17 protein-coding genes are annotated in these 21,529 nt (G+C 51.2%); 3 read left to right on the top strand and 14 right to left on the bottom strand.

Annotated features, from left to right (window positions below; translation table 11 throughout):
* Positions 1-74: 74 nt before the first annotated feature.
* Both KKH3_RS04465 and KKH3_RS21540 read right to left on the bottom strand, forming a co-directional pair.
* Positions 75-506: a type II toxin-antitoxin system HicB family antitoxin gene (locus KKH3_RS04465; protein ID WP_039356258.1), complete on the bottom strand. Its 432-nt coding sequence runs from the start codon at positions 504-506 to the stop codon at positions 75-77.
* Positions 507-528: 22 nt separating this feature from the next.
* The gene (locus KKH3_RS21540) at positions 529-711 is read right to left on the bottom strand and encodes a type II toxin-antitoxin system HicA family toxin (RefSeq protein ID WP_039485998.1); all 183 of its coding nucleotides are present in this window, start codon (positions 709-711) and stop codon (positions 529-531) included.
* 184 nt (positions 712-895) lie between these two features.
* On the opposite strand from KKH3_RS21540, the gene KKH3_RS04460 reads away from it, so the two are divergent.
* Together KKH3_RS04460 and ybaK are read left to right on the top strand one after the other, a co-directional pair.
* Complete coding sequence (locus KKH3_RS04460) at positions 896-1,729, top strand: TraB/GumN family protein (RefSeq protein WP_039356256.1); 834 nt, start codon at positions 896-898, stop codon at positions 1,727-1,729.
* A 54-nt stretch (positions 1,730-1,783) separates the two neighbouring features.
* Complete coding sequence (gene ybaK, locus KKH3_RS04455) at positions 1,784-2,263, top strand: Cys-tRNA(Pro)/Cys-tRNA(Cys) deacylase YbaK (protein ID WP_039356254.1); 480 nt, start codon at positions 1,784-1,786, stop codon at positions 2,261-2,263.
* A gap of 227 nt (positions 2,264-2,490) precedes the next feature.
* On the opposite strand, the gene KKH3_RS04450 is transcribed toward ybaK, so the two are convergent.
* From KKH3_RS04450 to ushA, 6 genes are all read right to left on the bottom strand, one after another.
* Complete coding sequence (locus KKH3_RS04450) at positions 2,491-3,873, bottom strand: glycoside hydrolase family 28 protein (RefSeq protein ID WP_039356252.1); 1,383 nt, start codon at positions 3,871-3,873, stop codon at positions 2,491-2,493.
* 264 nt (positions 3,874-4,137) lie between these two features.
* A complete protein-coding gene (gene yjiA, locus KKH3_RS04445; RefSeq protein ID WP_039356249.1) occupies positions 4,138-5,100 on the bottom strand; it encodes a GTPase in 963 nt (320 codons plus the stop codon).
* Positions 5,101-5,116: 16 nt separating this feature from the next.
* Positions 5,117-5,320 carry a YbdD/YjiX family protein gene (locus KKH3_RS04440; protein WP_005976130.1) on the bottom strand — a complete coding sequence of 68 codons (204 nt, stop codon included), beginning with the start codon at positions 5,318-5,320 and terminating at the stop codon, positions 5,117-5,119.
* 145 nt (positions 5,321-5,465) lie between these two features.
* The gene (locus tag KKH3_RS04435; RefSeq protein WP_039356247.1) at positions 5,466-7,619 is read right to left on the bottom strand and encodes a carbon starvation CstA family protein; all 2,154 of its coding nucleotides are present in this window, start codon (positions 7,617-7,619) and stop codon (positions 5,466-5,468) included.
* A 292-nt stretch (positions 7,620-7,911) separates the two neighbouring features.
* Positions 7,912-9,969, bottom strand: a complete 2,058-nt coding sequence (locus KKH3_RS04430; RefSeq protein WP_039356245.1) for a discoidin domain-containing protein — start codon at positions 9,967-9,969, stop codon at positions 7,912-7,914.
* Positions 9,970-10,201: 232 nt separating this feature from the next.
* Positions 10,202-11,851 (bottom strand): bifunctional UDP-sugar hydrolase/5'-nucleotidase UshA, encoded by a 1,650-nt coding sequence (ushA, locus tag KKH3_RS04425; RefSeq protein WP_039356242.1) that lies wholly within the window; start codon positions 11,849-11,851, stop codon positions 10,202-10,204.
* Between the two features lie 668 nt (positions 11,852-12,519).
* Here ushA and ybaL point away from each other — a divergent pair.
* Positions 12,520-14,205: a YbaL family putative K(+) efflux transporter gene (gene ybaL / locus KKH3_RS04420; RefSeq protein ID WP_039356238.1), complete on the top strand. Its 1,686-nt coding sequence runs from the start codon at positions 12,520-12,522 to the stop codon at positions 14,203-14,205.
* 104 nt (positions 14,206-14,309) lie between these two features.
* On the opposite strand, the gene hemH is transcribed toward ybaL, so the two are convergent.
* The 6 genes from hemH to dnaX all read right to left on the bottom strand — a co-directional run bounded on the left by hemH (position 14,310) and on the right by dnaX (position 21,505).
* Complete coding sequence (gene hemH, locus KKH3_RS04415; protein WP_039356235.1) at positions 14,310-15,272, bottom strand: ferrochelatase; 963 nt, start codon at positions 15,270-15,272, stop codon at positions 14,310-14,312.
* A 222-nt stretch (positions 15,273-15,494) separates the two neighbouring features.
* Positions 15,495-16,139: an adenylate kinase gene (gene adk / locus KKH3_RS04410; RefSeq protein ID WP_039356231.1), complete on the bottom strand. Its 645-nt coding sequence runs from the start codon at positions 16,137-16,139 to the stop codon at positions 15,495-15,497.
* A 263-nt stretch (positions 16,140-16,402) separates the two neighbouring features.
* Entirely contained in the window at positions 16,403-18,286 is a 1,884-nt protein-coding gene (gene htpG, locus KKH3_RS04405) for a molecular chaperone HtpG (protein ID WP_181939663.1), read from the bottom strand.
* A 180-nt stretch (positions 18,287-18,466) separates the two neighbouring features.
* Positions 18,467-19,072: a recombination mediator RecR gene (recR, locus tag KKH3_RS04400; protein WP_014914551.1), complete on the bottom strand. Its 606-nt coding sequence runs from the start codon at positions 19,070-19,072 to the stop codon at positions 18,467-18,469.
* Positions 19,072-19,401 carry a YbaB/EbfC family nucleoid-associated protein gene (locus tag KKH3_RS04395; protein WP_005976112.1) on the bottom strand — a complete coding sequence of 110 codons (330 nt, stop codon included), beginning with the start codon at positions 19,399-19,401 and terminating at the stop codon, positions 19,072-19,074. Before KKH3_RS04395 ends, recR begins: the two co-directional genes overlap by 1 nt.
* Before the next feature lie 40 nt (positions 19,402-19,441).
* The gene (gene dnaX, locus KKH3_RS04390; RefSeq protein ID WP_039356224.1) at positions 19,442-21,505 is read right to left on the bottom strand and encodes a DNA polymerase III subunit gamma/tau; all 2,064 of its coding nucleotides are present in this window, start codon (positions 21,503-21,505) and stop codon (positions 19,442-19,444) included.
* Positions 21,506-21,529: the final 24 nt, after the last annotated feature.

Genomic DNA, 21,529 nt, shown 5'->3' with positions numbered 1-21,529 from the left:
TTGAGACGTGCCGCGTTTTCCTTTGCCGAAAATTATCGTGATCTTATCACTGCAACCAGACCATTCAGCCGCACTTACTCCAGTTCATGGCGTGCGGCTTCTGCCAAAAAATGGCTGCGATCGCGATAAGTACCCGGCTGCTCTCGCACGCGATTATCAATACGCTGTATCAACGTATCGGGAAGAGAAATATTCAATCGCTGCGGTTTTCCCTCAAAAGCCGATAAATCCACATCCAGCACGAACCAACTATCGTAGTCCGCAAAATCTGGCATCGCCGCATAGATAAGGTGTCCAGCGTCATTAAGTCGTTTAATATCCAGATTTCCGCAGCTCATCGCTTCATCAATAAGCGTTAAAATCGCTTCCCGCGCCATGCGTGCAATATCTTGTTGGCTGTCAGCTGCTGAGAAACAGCCATAATCATCAGTACACAACGCCGGAACGATCAGCCCATATGCCGTAGCATCATCTTTTGGCGTTTCTACACCGACTGAAAAAAACATATTGCCTCCGAAAAGGCGGGGATCAGATCCCCGCCATTTTTTTGATGGATTTGACAGTTCCAAGTGGTAAATCCTTTTTTGGATGCGGCACTGGAAATGTTTTTCCAGTAATGGGTGACCACCATATTTGGTGACTCCCGCCGTTATGCCGTTTGCACTCACAACCTGCCGCTGCCAGCTCCTTTATCAGGTCAGTTGATTTCATGTATCCTCCTAACCTGATTTTATTATACACACCAATACACACTCATCAATATTTACGCATAGGGAGAATCAATAGAGAATGAGTAACCAAACACATAGGCCTCCATACCCTTAAGATCGGTATACCTTGTATTGTTCCGCATCTAGCGTTTAGCATAGTTATTCCACATCAGGAGACGGAATCAATGGGGCAACTGCTGCGTAGAATCGCGACTTTTCTTGGCTTTATCTCACCACTGGCTTACGCCTACCCAGCGATAGACGTTCGGCTTAACAATGAACGACAACTGCATCTGGTCGGTAGCATTCATATGGGTAGCAAGGATATGGCACCGCTACCCGATACGCTGTTGCAACAACTCCGGCAGGCGACCGCACTCATTGTCGAAGCCGATATATCCGATTCACATTCCCCCTTCGGACACAATGACGCCGAGCCACCGCTCGTACAGCGCCTCAGCCCGGAAAATTACCGTCAGCTACAAAAAATCTGCGAGTCGCTCTCTTTCGATGAGAGTAACATCAGTACGCTCCCTGCCTGGCAGGCCGCACTGATGCTCCAAGCGAGACAGGCACAGTTGCTGGGCTTACGCCCCGATTACGGCATCGATTATCAGTTGATTAACGTCGCGAAATCTCACGGTATTCAGGTTATCGAGCTGGAAGGACAGCAGACACAGGTTGATTTATTACAACAACTGCCACAGGGCGGCCTACTGTTGTTAGAGGATACGATTAAACACTGGCGCACTAACGCACATTTGCTACAAACGATGGTGGGCTGGTGGCTAGACAGCAGGCCCGGCAAATATACGCCGGATATCCCCGCGACGTTCAGCAATGAAATGACCGACCTGCTGATGGGCCAGCGTAACCGCCGCTGGCAACAGCAACTTCAGGCGCTACCGCCCGGAAATTACGTTGTGGCCGTAGGCGCACTGCATCTGTATGGCGATGAGAATTTACCCACGCTGCTTAAAAACGGTCATACCGTAATCCCATCAAAGAACATGCAATGACGCGTAGCCGCGTCGGTAAGATAGGCCCGCAACAGGGTTAAGGATAGTGAAATCATGACACCCGCAGTCAATCTGCTCGAAAAAAACAAGGTCGCCTTTACGCTACACAGCTACCACCACGACAGCGATGAAACCAACTTTGGCGAGGAAGCGGCCAGAAAGCTGGGACTGAATAAAGAACAGGTATATAAAACGCTGCTCGTTTCTCTGAATGGTGATGCGAAAAATCTCGCCGTGGCCGTTACGCCAGTCGCCGGCATGCTGGATCTCAAGAAAGTTGCCCGTGCACTGTCGGCTAAAAAAGCGGATATGGCCGATCCAGTCATCGCTCAGCGTGTCACTGGTTATCTGGTAGGAGGAATCAGCCCACTTGGGCAGAAGAAACGGTTACCAACCGTGATCGATGAACCAGCACGCCAGTTCGGTACTATTTTCATTTCCGGTGGTAAACGTGGGTTGGATATAGAACTATCGGCAGACGATTTGGCGCGACTGCTGCGCGCCACCTTTGCCGATATCGCCAGGCATGATTAAGGCTCGTCATTAAACAACCTGCCTGACGATGTAGTATTAGAGCGAAGCAGGTAGCAGAGGACTCCACGACCAGTGTGTCCCCTGCTACCGCTTCATATACTCGTCATACTTCAAGTTTCATGTGCGTTGGCTGCACTCAGTCACCCGAATCACTTACTTGAGTAAGCTCATCGGGATTCCTTCCCTTGCCGCCTTCCCGAAACTCGAATTATTTAGGGTATAATCGATTACTGATCGACTTTCGCCCCTTTATCCAACTGCATCACCGGGCCTTCTTTCACATTCAGCGTCAGGCCTTTGGTTTGCAGCTCAGCGTTCCTTACGCGAATGCCTTTGTCCGCATCAATACGCACATTATGAAAGTGGAAACCACTGAGTGGGGCTTCAGGTACGCCGATAATATAGGCCGCAGCCTTGGTCTTACCGGTCGACTCCAGATTCTCGATCGTCACATTGCTAAAATGCGGCGTCTTGTACTGATCGAACGGCTGCTCTGGATCGGTATCCGGCGGATAAATTTGCTCACCCATCGTGAAGCCGCCTTCGGCCAGCATCTTGTCGACTTCAGCCTGCACAATCGGTGCGGCTTTGTAGTAAGCAGCAAAAACCAGCGGGATTTCGACATCAACCATTTTGATATTACGGTAGGTGATGTTTTTCACTTCGCCGCCTTTACCACGCAAGGTTTTAATGCGGATACCGTACATGGAACCTTCGAACTGATTGTTTTCAACCAGCACATTATTCACGCCGCCAGAGGTTTCACTGCCAATAGAAATACCGCGCCCCTGCTTCAGGATATTGTTGGCGATATAGATGTTATCCACGACGCCATTCGGGAAGCGGCTATCCGGCTTTTCGGCTTTTATCGCAATATGGTCGTCATTACAGTCGATATAGTTGTTGGTAATACGGATATTCTGGCTGTCGATCGGGTCGATAGCATCAGTATTTGGCGCATGCCATGGCGACAGAATCCGAGTACCGTTCACATCCACATCATGCGAGTAACGCATTACAACGTGGAAGCTCGGGGAATGCGTGAGCGTGACGCCATCCACCAGCACGTTACTCGAGCTTTTGATATAAATCAGACGTGGACGATCGGTGCCGCCTTTCTTGCCGGTTGCACGAATATTGGCACGCCAGCGCTCCCACCAGACAGCGCCCTGCCCATCAATGGTTCCCTGGCCGGTAATCGCCACATTCTGTGCATCGGCAATACTGATAAAGGGAAGCCAGCCATTTTCCGCTTCTGCGTACTTGGTTTTTTCCGTCGCACGATAGGCAGTTTCTTCGGTCGACGCGACGATGGTCGCATCTTTTGCCAGATCCAGCCTGATGTTACTTTTCAGGAACAGCGGATCAACCAGATAGTTACCGCGAGGAACGTGTACCGTTCCGCCGCCAGCCGCAGCACAGTCATCAATCGCTTTCTGGAAAGCCTGGGTGTTCAGTGCGATCTGTAGGCGGTGGCCTTCGGCCCCGTATTGCGTGACGTCACAGATTTTATCTGGGAATTTTACTGAACTGGCCGCTTGTGCCGAACCAGCCTGAATACCCAATGTGATGCAGGAAGCCATTAATGACAGAGCAAGACCACTACGCATACTTAACCCCACTAAATAATGAAATATCGTTTTAATAAAATACCACTCCTATTCCATTAAAAAACGAGAGGCGATCACGTTTTAGATGTATTCGTAATAATTACAATAAGGTAGGATTTTTTTCATGCAATTGCACAATTCCCATGCTGCAAATCTACCTATGGTAGAGAGGCTGTGCGCCACATAAACAAGGAATGTAAAAGAAAGTAGGATCGAGGGGAATAGTGCTGGCCTGAGCGACCAGCACAGAGAAGATAAATGGCGTTATGCCGTCAGGCGAGCGAAAGCGTCACGGATTTCCTGTTCAGGTAAATCCACACCGATAAATACCAGAACGCTCTTTCTTTCTTCATCAGCGTGCCATTCTCTGTCCCAGTCAGCGCTATACAAGCGCTGAACGCCCTGAAACAGCAGGCGGCGATCATCACCGTTGATGGCTAGAATGCCTTTATAACGCAGCAAATTATCAGAGAATTGCAGCAGCAGGTTTTCCATCACATCAGAAACAGACTGAAGCTCAACCGCCTTATCGAGATACACAACGATTGATTGCACGTTATTCTGCGCAGGGGCAACAAAGCGAAATACTGGCGTTTTCACGTCCAGCTTGTCGCTGAGGACAAAACCGTCGATGTTAAACAGCACGCTCAGATCGATATCGCCATGTACCACAGGGTAGATCGGTGCACGCGCATTAATACGCTGAAGACGTGGTAGCAGCGTCTCGTCTTCGCTTGCCACGTCGGTTTTAGTTAATAGTATGCGGTCGGCGTAACCAATCTGCGACTGTGCAATGGTGAATTGATCGAGCTGCTGCTGGGCATGTACTGCGTCCACCAGCGTGATAATCCCATCCAAAACAAAGCGTTCACAGATAACGTCGTGCGAGAAGAAGGTCTGCGCCACCGGCCCCGGATCGGCCATACCGGTGCATTCAATGATGACGTGATCAAAATCCAACGTGCCGTTATCCACGCCATCGATCAGATCGAGCAGCGCATCGGCCAGCTCATTGGACTGCGTACAGCAGATGCAACCGTTGCTCAGCGTCGTAATCTGGCTGGCACGTTCACCGATCAACGTATTATCAATCGGGACTTCGCCGAATTCATTTTCAATCACGGCAATCTTGTAGCCGTGCTCGGCATTCAGGATATGCCGTAATAAGGTGGTTTTCCCAGCACCGAGAAACCCGGTCAGAATGGTGACATAAAGTGGTTGAGTCATAACAGATCCCAAGTCGTTAACAGCAACGCATCCCGCCTTTGCCGTCTCCGCCGTAACGCGCCTGCTGGCGTTCGCGGAAGAATTCTTCGTACGTCATCGCAGGTTTATCCGGGTGATTAGTCTGCATATGCTGCACATAGGTATCATAATCTGGCATACCGACCAGCATACGCGCCGCCTGGCCCAAATATTTTCCTGCTTTTCCCAGATTGCCGAACATCATTACCTCCAGACCATCGCCTGCAATAGCGGCTAGATAAAAAATACCCTGTATAACGTTATACATTATACAGGGTATCTGTACCCGTCATCTTTCACGTTCAGCCTTGCTAGCTGTCTCGCAAAATCTGACGGGCGCGAGTCACTTAGTGGCCGGAAGAGACTTTCACGCCACCTTCAGGAACCGGAACATACGGTGTTTCCTGATCGGTACGTTCAGCCACTTTACGTGCAGCCAGTGCCGCTTTAATACCGTACGCAATAATGCTGTACACCACGATCAGGAACAGAATGCTCAGACCGGCGTTGGTATAGTTGTTAGTCACGATATGGTTCATGTTCGAAATCTGCTGCGCGCTTAGCTCGGCACCACCTTCCGCAATTTTGCCCTTGAACATGTTAGCCATGTAGAAGAAGCCTTCCAACTGAGGATTGTCGCTGAACAGTTTCAGACCCAGCGCCCAGGTAGTACAGATCAGCAGCCAAATCGCCGGAACCAGCGTTACCCAGATGTACTGCGTACGTTTCATCTTAATCAGGATAACCGTACCCAGAATCAGCGCCACGGCAGCCAGCATCTGGTTAGAGATACCGAACAACGGCCACAGGCTCTTCACGCCGCCCAGTGGATCAACCACACCTTGATACAGCAGGTAGCCCCACAGACCGACACAGCCCGCCGTACCGATCATACCAGCAACCAGAGAATCGGTTTTCTTCAGGAACGGAACGAAGTTACCCAACAGATCTTGCAGCATGAAACGACCAGCACGCGTACCTGCATCCAGTGCCGTCAGAATAAACAGCGCTTCAAACAGAATACCGAAGTGATACCAGAAGCCCATGTCGGCACCTGGAATGATCTGGTGGAACACGTGTGCGATACCAACAGCCAGCGTAGGTGCGCCGCCTGCACGGTTCAGAACGGAAGGTTCACCGATATCTTTCGCCGTTTGCAGAATCTGCTCAGGAGAAATCACGAAGCCCCAAGAGCTGACCGTCGCTGCCGCGTGGGCGGATACGTCCTGCAACTGTGCCAGAATCATCGGCGCATCTGCTGTGCCCAGTCGGTGCAGATCCGGCATCGTAATACCCAACGCCGCCGGCGGAGTATTCATCGCAAAGTACAGACCCGGTTCGATGATAGACGCCGCAACCAGCGCCATGATCGCCACGAAAGACTCCATCAGCATGGCGCCGTAACCGATGAAACGTGCATCGTTTTCGTTAGCCATCAATTTCGGCGTAGTACCGGAAGCAATCAACGCGTGGAAGCCAGACACCGCGCCACAGGCAATCGTAATAAACAGGAATGGGAACAGCGTACCTTTCCAGACCGGACCGGTGCCATCCACAAACTGTGTTACCGCTGGCATTTTCAGATCGGGATTCAGAATCACGATACCAATTGCCAGACCGACGATGACACCAATTTTCAGGAAGGTCGCCAGATAGTCACGCGGTGCCAGAATCAACCATACCGGCAGCAGTGCGGAAACGAAAGCATAACCAATCAGCGTGTAGGTGATGGTGGTATCTTTAAAGGTTAGTGCCGGCCCCCAGTACGGGTCATGTGCTACTACGCCACCAAACCAGATTGCCAGCACCAGCAGCACGATCCCGATCACCGAGATTTCACCGACTTTACCTGGGCGGATAAAGCGCATGTAAACGCCCATAAACAGCGCGATCGGCACCGTAGAACACACGGTAAAGACGCCCCACGGACTTTCTGCCAGCGCTTTAACCACGATCAGTGCCAATACGGCAAGAATGATGATCATGATAAGGAAGCAGCCGAACAGCGCAATTGTACCCGGTACCGGGCCCAATTCCTTCTTAACGATCTCGCCTAACGACGCGCCGTTACGACGGGTCGAAATAAACAGTACCATGAAGTCCTGTACCGCCCCCGCCAGCACCACGCCGCCCAGCAGCCATAAGGTGCCCGGCAAGTAGCCGACCTGCGCAGCCAGTACCGGCCCAACCAGCGGACCTGCGCCTGCAATAGCAGCAAAGTGGTGTCCGAACAGGACGTTACGGTTCGTTGGCACATAGTTAAGACCGTCGTTATTCACAACGGCGGGTGTTGCTCTGGTCGGATCTAACTGCATGACTTTTTGTGCGATATACAGGCTGTAGTATCGATAGGCCACGAGGTAAACAGCGACAGAAGCAACAATAATCCATAATGCACTGATATGCTCACCGCGACGTAGTGCGACTACGCCGAGGCAGGCAGCCCCAATGATTCCAAGAATCATCCAGGGGATGTGTTTAAGAATGGAACTGCTCTTCATAAGACATCCTTCAATTAAAAATCACAATCGTTTGATTTTGTTAGCTATAGAAAAATAAACCCTGGTAATGCGTCATGCGATAACGTGGGTTATCGCGTATTTCAGATAAAGGAAGATAATGGCGGCACATTACGCCATCGCGTACGCGCGTGTGGTGGGTATTTGGGTAGGCGGCAGAATAGCGAGCTAAGCGGTTAGAATGACGCAGTAAGTGGCTGGGGATAATTTGGGCGGTATAAAACGAAAAGGCCGCGACGTCCGCGGCCAATAGAGTGTTAAATGTAGTGCGCGATTACGGAACCTGATATGCCAGTTTGTAATTACCCGCCGTCGCGGTGCGGAATGTCACACTGTCGGTGCGCCAGCGGATTTCCACTTCCTCAGGAGATTGCACTTTCCAGTTGGAAGCATCGTTAACGTTCAACACCAGTCGGTCAATGGTCGCAACGTCTGTTACCGGGTCGGTGATATCGAGTGCAAACGCGAACGCAAGCGAGTCCGGCACGCCGTTATTGGATGAAAACAGCTGCGTCCATTGTGCCTCAGTAATACCGCCGAGCTCTGCTGGCGTCATACCGTCCGCAACCAATGCTTCTGCACCTGCGGTATCTGCTGACAGCATACCAACATCAACCCACGCCCCGTTCTGCAATACATGCCAATTAACCAAATCACGCGTGACAGCGATACGTACTTTACCGTTACCCGTCTGCGTGGCCGTTAGTGTGGCGGAATTGATCTGGCTGTAACTCGCTAGTGAAGCCGACGCGGATTGGATCATGATTTGTGAATATGGAGTATATTGCGTTTCAATCTTCATTGCCGAATTTGATATTACTTTCACTGGATTAGTAAACAATAATGGCAGGTTACTCAAACTACTCACCCCCAGCATATTAATTTTTTCTGCTGTTAATTCACCCTCGATTTCTGATAACAAACCATTATTAACACTGTAATTCTTACCATCATGGCTAATTACAAATTTTTCCAGAGAATCATAGATCTCCAGTTCTTCAACACCAACGAATGATGATAAAACCCCATAATTCGCTAATGTTATGTGAATACGATAATATTGAAAACTAACATCATTATTAATTACATACGTACGTTTCTGGCCTGGGGTATTTTGAGTATCGTTTGCAATAGTATGCAATACCGTCCACGTGGAGCCGTCGTGGCTCCCCTGAAACGTCCAGGTACGCGGCGAATTTGAATACCCAGATTGATTTCGGGTAACAACAGAGTACCCCTGTATGCGGAAAGGTGTGGGAAGTTTTATTCCTACCCATTGTGGGGATGAGGTTGAAGGAGCAGCATCACTAGTCCATGAATCAGATCCACCTACCTGTGATCGATTAAAGGCTTTATATATCGCAGACACAGCGCCAGGGTCTCTGTTATTTGAACTCGCGATGGCTTCATAGCCAGTTGGGACGTTATTAGCCGTCATTGCAGGGATAATATTTTCCACCGTTGCTGGTGTTGTTGGCGTTCTCTGAAAAATACTTATCGCTTCACCATCAGATTTTATTTCGGCAGAATAAAATTTTCCATCCGATGTTAATTGATAGTTTGATCCCGTATAAAGATTGGCCACACCATCAAAAATAACATCATCTGTTGCATAGTAATTGGCTTCACTGGATGCGTCAAAATCATCAACAACGTAAGTTTGATTCGCCGCTCCGGCTTCTTCTTTTAGCGCATACGCCGCGAGATTAAATGCATTTTGTGGATTAATGCTGAACGCATGGTTTTGTCCTGCCGTTGCGCCCAGTCGCTCGGCGACGATATAGCCAGAACCGCCGCCGGCTCCCCCGCCTGTTGCACTGATAATGGTTTTTTCATTCACCGGGTTATAGCTCAGCGTCACGCCTACCCCAGCTTCCAGCGAGGAATGAATCAGCTGCTTCGTTTTTTGTGTGTAGTCGGTGATTTCTGATGTGGTGTGAGTGTGATTCGCAGCCGCAACCCCCATCTGCGCTGGCGTCGGTGAAATATCACCACTGCCCAGCAGCGATTGACCAAAGAGCGTACGGATAGTCGTGCCAGAAATTAATTCAGCCTGCTTTGCATTCCACACTGCTTTTTCATCCGGCGAGGCAAATTTTCTGGTGGCCGTTTCGGTAATCTGATCGGCGGTATAGTCACCAGGTTGTGCAGTCACGATACCGGTACGTCCGAATACAGAGGTAACGCCAGAAACACCGGGTTGAGGTTCGCACTTATTATCCATATCCACATGGCAACAAGTATGGGAATCAGCTTGAATGGGGGGATTAACAGTACAGGTTGGTTTTTCCGCGTTGCCGCAGACGTTAATTTCAATATTTACGCTTTTCATCGTACCGACTACTCCGTTGGTGAAGGTGTTTCAGGAGTATCGTGTATTTAGCAAGCCTGATATTTTAAAGCGCGTTACTAAACATAAGTTTTTAATGAATTAAATCAGAAAGTTGGATTCATTCCTTTTTGGCAGTGAAAGGCTTAAATGCAGCGCGGCGTCTCAGAATAATGCCCAGAAAAAAGGCGGTTTATGTCATCAGTTAGGAGACAAAAACCGCCATCACTATTGGTTATTTATAAACAATTTCGCCTTTCGGCGCGTAAGCTTCCGCATCCAGCGGAGAGTGCTTCTCGATGTATTGTTTCAGCACTTCAGCATCAACGAATCCCGTGTTGACATAGCCAGGAAGGTTATCAAGGCGTGGGTAACCATCACCGCCCATCGCATTAAAGTTCAGCGTTGCCATGCGGTAAACCTTATCTGCCTGCAACGGCTCACCTTTGATTTTCACATTCTGCACGCCCTGCCCATCTGCCGTCAGGCTGACATTGAGGAATTGCGCATAGGCACCGGAATCCACCTTTTTATTGGCGGCGACGGCCAGATACTTCTCAACGTCGCTGCCTTTCATATCCACATAAACCAGCGTGTTGGCAAACGGTTGAACCTTCAGGACATCTTTATAGGTGATATCACCTGATTCAATCGAGTCACGCACACCGCCGCCGCTCATGATGGCAAAATCAGCCCCGGCACGCTCAAGCTGTGCTGACAGCAGTACGTGTGCCAGATTGGTCTGACGGAAACGCACCTGATTGCGGTCACCTTCCAATTTCCCTTTCACGCTACCGATCTTGATACCTAGCTGCGCTTGCCCTTTTTCCTGGAACGGCGTCAGCATTTTCATGACATCAGGATCCTGCGTGATTTCATCTGTATAGAAAACACGCTCGGTCTTGCCGTCTTTCTCTACCTTTTTCTTCAGGTTGATCGGTATCAGCTGATAGTGCTCAAGTTTCAATTCACCATTGCGGAATGTGAAATCGGCACGGCCGACATATTTACCCCACTCATGCGCTTGAACAATCCAGGTGCCGTTCTGGCGATCGGGAGCACAAGGCGTGCCCGGCACATAATCCACCTGTTTTTTATTTTCCTGCGCCATACAGACTGGATCCTGCGAGTGACCACCGACAATCATGTCCAGATAGCCAGCCGGCAGGCTACGCGCCATTTCCACATCACCTGGCGCATTCGATCCGTGATTACCATCGTCATAGTGCCCCATGTGCGTCGCGGCAATAATCACATCTGGCTTTTCACTCTTCCGCAATTGCTCAACAACCTGCTTGGCTTCCGTAGAAGGGTTACGGAATTCGATATCGGTAAAATACTCAGGATTGCCTAATTTGGCCGTATCGTCTGTTGTCAGGCCGATAACCGCGATTTTCACACCTTGCTTGTCGAACAGGGCATAAGGCTTAAATAAGCGCTGGTGAGTGCTTTTTTGGTAAATGTTGGCCGATAACAGCGGGAATTTCGCCCATTTCTCCTGTTGACGCAGGACAGACAGCGGATTATCGAATTCGTGGTTGCCGAGTGCCATGGCATCATAGCCGACCATGTTCATACCGCGGAAATCTGGCTCTGCATCCTGTAAATCGGACTCTGGCACGCCAGTATTAATATCACCGCCGGAAAGCAGCAGTACGCTGCCCCCTTTACTCGCCACTTCCTGACGAATCTGATCGACCAGCGTTTTTTGCGCCGCTAGCCCATATTCACCGTGGTCGTTATGCCAGAAGTGGCCGTGATGGTCATTGGTATGCAAAATAGTGATAGCGTATGTTTTATCTTTTTCCCAAGCCATTGACATAACAGGCGTTAGCGCCAGGGACACCGCCAGCGCACATCCCAGAGCTTTTATTGAAAAGCGCATGATAAATCTCCGTTTATTTTAACGACCCAGTGGAACCACTGAGAAACTCACCACACAAATTAGCACAGCAAGATGAACAATGCGCGAGGCGCATTCACGCGGTTCGTCAGCAATGTGCGATTGCCGATAAAATCAGATTAGGTCTAACCGCTAGCGTGATATCGCGCTGACTCGACACTGTCGTCGTCCCGTCACGAACTCTTGCTAATATGGATGCTTCATCGGAATAATTCGGCATCACACCGTTTATTCCCTGTTTTCCGGTGTTTTACGCCGGTGGGTAAAATTATTCCACTGAATACACAGGAGAGCAGTGAGGCATTACGGCCAAGAACATCACGCCATCAGAATAATTACGCATGTTTATCAATGCTTATCGTGAGAAACCACCCTTAAATCTGTGTTACACTACCTTTAGTTGGGTAAACTGATATTTTTCATAAAATACCACTTTTATCCAAGCAACATTTCGCTATATGCAATAGAATTTGTGTATACCCAGAATAATTGGCGTTGCAGCCAGACAGCAAACGAACGAATCCCAATACGCTTTTCGATGCATAATAAGAGTGATAAGGGTACGTAAGCGCCGCTCACCACGCTGTAGCTTCAAGGCAAGAAGGGTAAATCCGCTCAATTACGTTTCATCTATGGCACAAGGAGTTGGGATGCATGCTGCAACACCGCTAATTTCTACTATCGCTGGGGGGCTGGTTCTTGCTTTCCTCCTTGGTATTCTGGCAAACCGCCTGCGTATCTCTCCCCTTGTTGGTTACCTTGCCGCAGGCGTACTTGTCGGTCCTTTTACCCCCGGTTTCGTTGCCGATACCTCACTGGCATCAGAACTCGCTGAACTTGGCGTCATCCTGCTGATGTTTGGCGTCGGCCTACACTTCTCACTGAAAGATCTCATGGCGGTAAAGTCCATCGCCATTCCCGGCGCGATAGCCCAGATTGCCGTGGCTACGCTGCTTGGAATGGGGCTATCCGCGATGCTGGGCTGGAGCCTGGCGAGCGGCCTGGTTTTCGGCCTTTGCCTGTCCACCGCGAGTACCGTGGTTCTGCTACGCGCGTTGGAGGAACGACAGCTTATTGATAGCCAGCGCGGTCAAATCGCCATCGGCTGGCTGATTGTGGAAGATCTGGCAATGGTCCTTACGCTGGTTCTGCTGCCAGCCTTCGGCGACATGATCGGCTCTGAGCATGCCGACACCAGCAAACTGCTAACCGATTTGGCCTGGACCATCGGTAAAGTGATTGCGTTTATTACCCTGATGATTGTCGTCGGCCGCCGTCTGGTACCGTGGGTATTGGCAAAAAGCGCCAGCACCGGTTCACGTGAGCTTTTCACGCTAGCGGTCTTGGCAATGGCACTGGGTATCGCCTTTGGCGCGGTGAAATTGTTTGATGTCTCCTTTGCACTGGGCGCATTCTTCGCTGGTGTGGTACTGAACGAATCTGAGCTCAGCCAGCGTGCGGCGCACGACACGCTGCCGCTGCGCGATGCCTTCGCCGTACTGTTCTTCGTTTCCGTCGGGATGCTGTTTGATCCAATGATCCTGCTGAACGACCCGATTTCCGTGCTGATCACTCTGGCTATTATCGTGTTCGGTAAATCAGCCGCTGCTTTCGTGCTGGTTCGACTTTTTGGTCACTCTAAGCGGACAGCATTAACGATTTCCGCCAGTCTGGCGCAAATCGGTGAATTTGCCTTTATTTTGGCTGGACTCGGCATTGTGCTGGGGCTGCTGTCTGAAGAAGGACGGAATCTGGTACTGGCCGGCGCTATCCTCTCCATCATGATAAACCCGCTGCTGTTTACGCTGCTTGAACGCTATCTGGCGAAACATGAAACCATCGAAGAGCAGATCGTGGAAGAAGCCATTGAGGAAGAAAAACAGATTCCTGTCGATATGTGCAACCATGCCCTGCTGGTCGGCTACGGTCGTGTTGGTAGCCTGATTGGTGCCAAACTGCATCAGGCCGGTATTCCCATCGTTGTCATTGAGAATTCACGTACACGCGTTGACGCACTGCGTGAACAGGGAATTAAAGCCGTATTAGGTAATGCGACCAAGCCTGAAATCATGGATATTGCGCGTCTGGACTGTGCACGTTGGCTATTGCTGACCATCCCGAACGGTTATGAAGCAGGTGAAATCGTCGCTGCGGCCCGTGATAAGCGTGCCGATCTGGAGATTATCGCCCGCGCGCACTATGACGATGAAGTCAGCTACATTATGGAGCACGGTGCCAACGAAGTGGTAATGGGAGAACGGGAAATCGCCAACAGCATGATCACGATGTTGAGGCTGGATGAGACTCCCCCTGCACCTCAGGCGTGTCCTATTTAAATGCCTACACGTTAGAGACAAAAATGGCGGGCCTATTAGGTCCGCCATTTTTTTACGTTGTGCTATATACCGTCAAACGTCACCAGACAAAAACTATCTTGCCCCTACTCTGCTTTACTCACTAACTGTTCCAGCAGATCGATGTGCAGCGGATCGTCATTGAGCGCAGGAATATAGTGGAATGCCTCTCCGCCTGCGTGCAGGAAAATCTCACGGTTCTGTTCCTGAATCTCTTCCAACGTTTCCAGACAGTCAGCGGAAAAACCGGGGCACATGATCTGAATATGCTTGATTCCCTGCGCCGGTAGCCCTTGCATGGTTTCATCTGTGTATGGCGTCAGCCAGGGTTCACGGCCAAAACGCGACTGGAAAGTCATCATTATTTTGCCTTCCGGCAGCCCAAGCGCGGCAATCAGCGCCTCCGTCGTCGCCCGACAGCGTTGCGGATAGTCATCCCCTTCATTGGCATACCGCACAGGGATGCCGTGATAGGAGATCACTAATCTGTCTGGTTCACCGTGTTCAGCAAAAGACTGCTCGACACGATGCTTCAACGCCGCAATATAAGCAGGATGCTCGGCGTAATCACGGATAAAGCGAATCGCAGGCAACTGGCGATTATCACGCAGCTGTGCAGCGAGACCATCCCACACCGCAGCGGTCGTTGAGCAGGAATATTGCGGATACATCGGCAAGACCACCAGTTGCGTGACGCCCTGCGCCAGTAGCTTATCCAGCGCCGAACGCAGACTGGGCGAACCATAGCTCATCCCCAGCTCAACAGGCGTTTCCGGCATACGTGCTGCCAGAGCCTGCTGCTGTCGACGGCTAATCACTAACAGAGGTGATCCCCCTTCCATCCAGACCGATTGATAGAGTTTCGCCACTCGTGGTGAGCGAGTTGGCAGGATGATACCGCGCAGCAGCGGCCACCATAGCAGACGCGGCGTGTCCACCACGCGTCGGTCGCTGAGAAACTCCGCCAGATAACGCCTCACCGCCTGCGGCGTCGGGGCATCGGGTGTCCCTAAGTTCACCATCAGCACGCCGTATTTCTCTTGTTTCATCGCCGTCTTCCTTTTATGGAGAAGCAGGCTTTCTCTCAGCCCGCCAGTGCGTAACATCAGATGTCTATTGTAGCGAAAAAAAGCTAAACAAATACGGGTAGATAGCAGGGATAACGCCGATGCTATCAATAGAGGAAACAAAGCAAACGAGGATTTCAGAACGAAAAAATGCCAGACAGTCGTCTGGCATTCAGATGTTTGGGTCAGATTCGCGTAGAAAAATTAGCCCAGAATGGTTTCCAGCTCAGCGCGAACTTCTTCCACTTTACGCGTGCCTTCTACTTTGAAATAGCGCGTGTTGCCCGCGTCAGCTTCTTTCTGATAGTAAGAAACCAGTGGTGCAGTCTGCTGATGGTACTCAACCAGACGCTTACGTACGGTATCTTCCTGATCGTCTTTACGAATAGTCAGATCTTCGCCCGTCACATCGTCTTTGTCTTCAACTTTAGGCGGATTGAATTTTACATGGTAGACACGACCGGACGCCGCATGAACGCGACGGCCAATGATACGATCGATGATCAGTTCGTCAGGAACGGCAAACTCGATAACGTAATCCACATTGATGCCTGCATCTTTCATCGCATCAGCTTGTGGAATGGTGCGTGGGAAGCCATCCAGCAGAAAACCGTTACGGCAATCCTCCTGGGCGATGCGCTCTTTAACCAGAGCAATGACCAGCTCATCAGTGACCAGCTTACCTGCGTCCATGATTTCTTTAGCCTGCTTGCCCAATTCAGTACCCGCTTTTACCGCTGCACGCAGCATGTCACCCGTGGAAATCTGCGGAATACCGTATTTCTCCATGATGAATTGAGCCTGAGTACCTTTGCCTGCGCCCGGAGCGCCCAGCAGAATAATACGCATCGCGTAAATCCCCTTGCTATGTAATATTTATAAAATAAATTTGAAAAACGCTAAACCATACCATTCCAGACGCTTATGCTCAAGGAACGGGCTCGCTTCAGCAACGCGTAGGCAGATGAAAAAAAGCCAGATACCTAAAAATACGGTTTGCCGTCTGCCCAATGTTGCCATTCAGTGTAGACGAAGAAACTCTCGATAGCGGAAGGAAGAATGAAACCGAGGGGAAGACCCCGGATGATTCCGGGGTCTGGAGGATATGACTATCAAGCACTTAATAGCTGATTCATACGACGAATGAACTGGTTTGGATCGTCCAACGTGCCGCGTTCAGCCAACAGAGCCTGATCCAGCAGCAGCTCGACCCACTCGCCAAACTCGGCTTCATCAGAAACATCAGCCGCACGTTTAATTAGCGCGTGCTCCGGGTTCAGTTCAAAAATGTACTTCACTTCCGGTGCTTGCTGCCCCGCCGCGGCGAACAGTTTCGCCATCTGTGTACTCATCTCGTCCGCATCCGTTACGACAATCGCAGGCGTATCGGTCAAACGGTAGGTGAAACGCACATCTTTAACGCGCTCGCCCAGCAGAGTCTTCACACGGTCAACAAATGGTTCCAGCGCTTTCTGTGCTTCTTTCTGAGCATCGTTTTCTTCATCAGCCAGTTTGTCGAGCGTGTCATCCGCTTTGCTAACCGACTGGAAGGATTTACCGTCGAACTCGGTCAGGTAGCTCATCATCCATTCGTCAATGCGCTCGGACAACAGCAATACCTCGATACCTTTCTTACGGAACAGCTCCAGGTGCGGGCTGCTCTTCGCCGCCGCATAGCTGTCTGCGGTGATGTAGTAAATCTTGTCCTGACCTTCCACCATCCGGCTAACGTAATCTTCCAGCGACACCGTCTGTGCGGAGCTGTCGGATTGTGTCGTGGCAAAACGCAGCAGTTTCGCGATCGCCTCACGGTTGCTACCGTCTTCCGCCGGACCTTCCTTCAACACCAGCCCAAACTGTTGCCAGAACGTCTGGTATTTTTCCGCGTCGTCTTTCGCCAGTTTATCCAGCATTTGCAGCACGCGTTTAGTCAGCGCATTACGCAGATTCTGCGTCACACGGCTGTCCTGCAAAATCTCACGGGAAACGTTCAATGGCAGATCGTTGGAATCAATCAGGCCACGCACAAAACGCAGGTAGTTCGGCATGAACTGCTCGGCATCATCCATAATAAAGACGCGCTGAACGTATAGTTTCAAGCCGTGTTTATGATCGCGGTTCCACATATCCCACGGCGCACGCGCGGGAATATAGAGCAGGCTGGTGTATTCCTGCTTACCTTCCACACGGTTGTGACTCCAGCTCAGCGGATCGGTAAAGTCATGGGAAATATGCTTATAAAACTCGTTGTATTCTTCATCGCTGACTTCAGATTTACTGCGCGTCCACAGAGCCTGTGCCTTGTTAATTTTTTCCCAGCTAACAGTGGACTCACCGCCTTCTTCTTCGCTTTCTGTCTGGGATTGGATTTCTACCGGCAGCGCGATGTGGTCAGAATATTTGCTGATAACGGAACGCACGCGCCAGTCATCCAGGAATTCGTCTTCGCCTTCACGTAGATGCAAAGTGATCTCCGTTCCGCGATCGTCTTTGGTGATGTCGGCAATGGTGTAATCACCTTCCCCGGCAGATTCCCAATACACGCCCTGATCGGCATTTGCCCCCGCAGCACGGGTACGTACGGTCACTTTATCCGCCACGATGAAGGCGGAGTAGAAACCCACACCGAACTGACCAATCAGTTGGCTATCTTTAACCTGATCGGAACCCATCGATTCCAGAAAGGCCTTGGTGCCAGATTTCGCAATCGTACCCAGATTATCAATGACTTCGTCACGGCTCATGCCGATACCGTTGTCAGAAATCGTCAGCGTACGTTTTTCTTTATCCGTAGACACACGCACGCGCAGATCGCCATCACCCGCATACAGCTCTGGTGCGGACAGCGCACGGAAACGTAGCTTGTCTGCCGCATCGGAGGCGTTGGAGATCAATTCACGCAGAAAAATTTCTTTGTTGGAATAAAGCGAATGGATCATCAAATGCAGGAGTTGCTTAACTTCGGACTGGAACCCGCGAGTTTCTTGGCCTTTCATACTCATTATTGCTTACCTCAATCCTAATATTATTCAGGCTGATTAAACTGACGATAAGTAGCAAGTGGGGATAAACCAAGGGGATTTCAAGGGGTAAATTTCAGCGAAAAAAGAAAACGATGAGATGAAAGAGGAAAACAAGACTGCGGCTGCCAGATAATAATGCTGGCAGCCGACAGATTAAAAACGGAAAGGCTGACGACCCGCGAGAGAATGGGACAGCGTGGTGCCATCGACCATTTCCAGTTCACCGCCAACGGGAACACCGTGTGCAATGCGGCTGGCCATCACGCCGTGTTGCGCGCACAGTTCCGCGATATAGTTTGCCGTGGCGTCGCCTTCAACCGTTGGGTTGGTAGCCAGAATAACTTCGCTTATCGATTCCACCTGCAAGCGCTCTTCCAACCGCCCCAAACCGATATCGTCCGGGCCAATGCCATCCAGCGGTGACAAATGCCCCATCAATACAAAGTATCGACCGGCAAACTGCCCCGTCTGTTCAATGGCATGAATATCAGCCGGGCTTTCTACCACGCAAATCTGCCCATTTTGCTGGCGGCGCGGGTTCGAGCAAATCGCACAAACGTCCTGCTCGGTAAATGTCCGACAGTCGCTACAGTGACCGATTTCGGACATCGCCCGCGTCAACGCCTGCGCCAAACGCATACCGCCACTGCGGTTACGTTGCAGGAGTTGAAACGCCATGCGCTGCGCCGACTTGGGTCCAACGCCCGGCAGGCAACGCAGCGCTTCCATCAGTGATTCAAGAAGCGGACTGGTCTGCATCAGAACGGCATCTTGAAGCCCGGCGGCAGTTGCATACCGCTGGAAACAGACGCCATTTTCTCTTTTTGCGTTTCAGCAATACGACGAGCTGCATCGTTGAACGCCGCAGCGATCAGGTCTTCCAGCATCTCTTTGTCGTCTTCCATCAGGCTTGGATCGATCTCAACACGGCGGCAGTTATGCGCACCGTTGATCGTGATTTTCACCAGACCCGCACCCGATTCGCCCGTGACTTCCAGATTCGCCACTTCTTCCTGCATCTGCTGCATTTTTTCCTGCATCTGCTGGGCTTGCTTCATCAGGTTGCCAATTCCACCTTTACCAAACATAGTTTTCTCTCTATCACGTCGGGCTGCGCACTCGCAGCGGTTAAACAGGGCGGATACTTTCTTCGTCCAGTTCCGCATCAAAGAAACGCCGCAGCGTTTGAATCGTTGTATCGGCCAGAATTGACTGACGCGCCTGCGCCAGCTTCTCTTCATATATAGCCTGACGCCACTCCAGCGGCGTCCGCACCGCCGGGTTATCGTCTTCAGTAATCAGTAATTCTACAGGATGCCCGTAGTGAGCCGTCAATGCATCCGCCAGCGTCTTTTGCGCCGCAGGCGAATTCAGATGCCGCTGGGATGAACGCAGATGCAGATGAATCTTGTCTGCCTCTTCGCTCTCTTTAAACGCATTGAGTGCCAGCTGTTGTACCAGCTTTGGTAACGTCAGGCGATGAATTTCCGCCGCCCATGCATCTCGCTCCAGTGACTCTTCCGCCAACCGTGCCACCAGCTCCGGCGTTTTTTCGTGCTCTAATGCCGAACGCAACGCTTTGGGCGTTGCGACGTCGACCTTCTCTTCTTCGACTTTATTCTGCGCCCGCCAACGATATGCTTCCGGCTTTTTAGGCTCGTTGGGAGAGGTTTTCGCGTTTTGCCGTTGAATGCTGCGCTCAGTTACCGAAGCCAATCGCTCCAGCGCTGAGGTTGCCGGCCGCGTGTTGTCAGACGCTGCCGGATCAGCCTTTTTTGGTGGCGTACTCCCCTGTTTTCGCAAGAGCTGACTACGCGCCTGTAATAACTGAGACGTCGCATCAGGCAATTCGCTCTCACCATGCTGCTCCGCGGGAGCTGGTGCCTCCCCTAACGGCGGTGCATAGGCAGAGGCATCCATCGGCGGCTCATGAGAGTATGATGGCGGCGGCATGTCTTCGGGAGATGCTGTATTTTGCGGCACTCCCGCACGAACCGTCGCCGCTCCCGTAGCAACGGGTTGCTGCACAGGAGGCTGAGTAGAAGGCGCACGCGTAGCCTGAACAGGCGCGGCATTCACTGGCGCTACCGGTTCGGCGATAATCTGGCTGGGATGAAACGCCAGCGCTCTCAGTAGCGTCATTTCAACGCCCATCCGGCGATCGGGTGCAAAAGGCAGTTCTTTGCGGCCAATGAGCATCGTCTGGTAATAAAGCTGCACCTCTGCGGGCGGCAGCGCACGAGCCAAATCTCGCATACGCGCTTCAACTGCGGCGTAATCATCACCCAACGCCGCAGGCAGCAGTTGAACCATAGCAATACGATGTAATAGCGTTTGGGTTTCCACCAGCAACGATTCCCAGTCCACTCCCCGTGCCGCAACCTGGTCTAACAGCGACATGACCTGAGCCCCATCGCCTTTCGCCAGTGCTTCAATGAGTGCCAGCGGTTGCTCATCGTCCAGCGTGCCCAACATTTGGCTGACTGAAGCAGTCGTGACCTGTCCTTGCCCCATGGCAATGGCCTGATCGGTCAGACTCAGCGCATCACGCAAGCTCCCATCGGCAGCGCGTGCCAGAAGCTGTAGCGCCCGAGGTTCACTGACGAGGTTTTCTGCCTGTAATACCTGTTCCAGATGCGCGCGAATCTGTTCGACATCCAGCGCTTTGAGGTGAAATTGCAGGCAGCGTGACAGAATGGTCACAGGCAGTTTTTGCGGATCGGTGGTCGCCAGCAGGAATTTAACGTGCGGAGGCGGTTCTTCCAGCGTTTTCAGCAGCGCATTAAAGCTGTGGCGCGATAGCATGTGTACTTCGTCAATCAGGTACACCTTGAATCGCCCACGCGCAGGGGCGTACTGCACATTATCCAGCAGATCGCGCGTGTCTTCGACTTTAGTGCGAGATGCAGCATCGATCTCGATTAAATCGACAAAACGGCCCTGTTCGATTTCGCGGCAGTTGTCACACTGACCACAGGGCGTTGCCGTCACGCCCTGTTCGCAATTCAGCCCTTTTGCCAGCAAACGGGCAATCGACGTCTTCCCGACACCACGGGTGCCAGAAAACAAATAAGCGTGATGGATTCTGCCTAGAGAAAGGCCGTTAGCCAACGCGGTCAGGACATGTTCCTGACCGACAACATGGGCAAAGGTTTGGGGACGCCACTTACGGGCAAGAACCTGATAGCTCATCAATACCGCAACAGTCGAGTTATT

It is taken from the genome of Pectobacterium actinidiae (genome assembly GCF_000803315.1).
GTDB lineage: Bacteria > Pseudomonadota > Gammaproteobacteria > Enterobacterales > Enterobacteriaceae > Pectobacterium > Pectobacterium actinidiae.
This window is presented reverse-complemented; position numbering and strand designations above follow the sequence as displayed.

Coding starts and splice junctions, on each gene's coding strand:
- KKH3_RS04465 (WP_039356258.1), bottom strand. CDS start 506: ATGTTTTTTTCAGTCGGTGTAGAAACGCCAAAAGATGATGCTACGGCA.
- KKH3_RS21540 (WP_039485998.1), bottom strand. CDS start 711: ATGAAATCAACTGACCTGATAAAGGAGCTGGCAGCGGCAGGTTGTGAG.
- KKH3_RS04460 (WP_039356256.1), top strand. CDS start 896: ATGGGGCAACTGCTGCGTAGAATCGCGACTTTTCTTGGCTTTATCTCA.
- ybaK (WP_039356254.1), top strand. CDS start 1,784: ATGACACCCGCAGTCAATCTGCTCGAAAAAAACAAGGTCGCCTTTACG.
- KKH3_RS04450 (WP_039356252.1), bottom strand. CDS start 3,873: ATGCGTAGTGGTCTTGCTCTGTCATTAATGGCTTCCTGCATCACATTG.
- yjiA (WP_039356249.1), bottom strand. CDS start 5,100: ATGACTCAACCACTTTATGTCACCATTCTGACCGGGTTTCTCGGTGCT.
- KKH3_RS04440 (WP_005976130.1), bottom strand. CDS start 5,320: ATGTTCGGCAATCTGGGAAAAGCAGGAAAATATTTGGGCCAGGCGGCG.
- KKH3_RS04435 (WP_039356247.1), bottom strand. CDS start 7,619: ATGAAGAGCAGTTCCATTCTTAAACACATCCCCTGGATGATTCTTGGA.
- KKH3_RS04430 (WP_039356245.1), bottom strand. CDS start 9,969: ATGAAAAGCGTAAATATTGAAATTAACGTCTGCGGCAACGCGGAAAAA.
- ushA (WP_039356242.1), bottom strand. CDS start 11,851: ATGCGCTTTTCAATAAAAGCTCTGGGATGTGCGCTGGCGGTGTCCCTG.
- ybaL (WP_039356238.1), top strand. CDS start 12,520: ATGCATGCTGCAACACCGCTAATTTCTACTATCGCTGGGGGGCTGGTT.
- hemH (WP_039356235.1), bottom strand. CDS start 15,272: ATGAAACAAGAGAAATACGGCGTGCTGATGGTGAACTTAGGGACACCC.
- adk (WP_039356231.1), bottom strand. CDS start 16,139: ATGCGTATTATTCTGCTGGGCGCTCCGGGCGCAGGCAAAGGTACTCAG.
- htpG (WP_181939663.1), bottom strand. CDS start 18,286: ATGAAAGGCCAAGAAACTCGCGGGTTCCAGTCCGAAGTTAAGCAACTC.
- recR (WP_014914551.1), bottom strand. CDS start 19,072: ATGCAGACCAGTCCGCTTCTTGAATCACTGATGGAAGCGCTGCGTTGC.
- KKH3_RS04395 (WP_005976112.1), bottom strand. CDS start 19,401: ATGTTTGGTAAAGGTGGAATTGGCAACCTGATGAAGCAAGCCCAGCAG.
- dnaX (WP_039356224.1), bottom strand. CDS start 21,505: ATGAGCTATCAGGTTCTTGCCCGTAAGTGGCGTCCCCAAACCTTTGCC.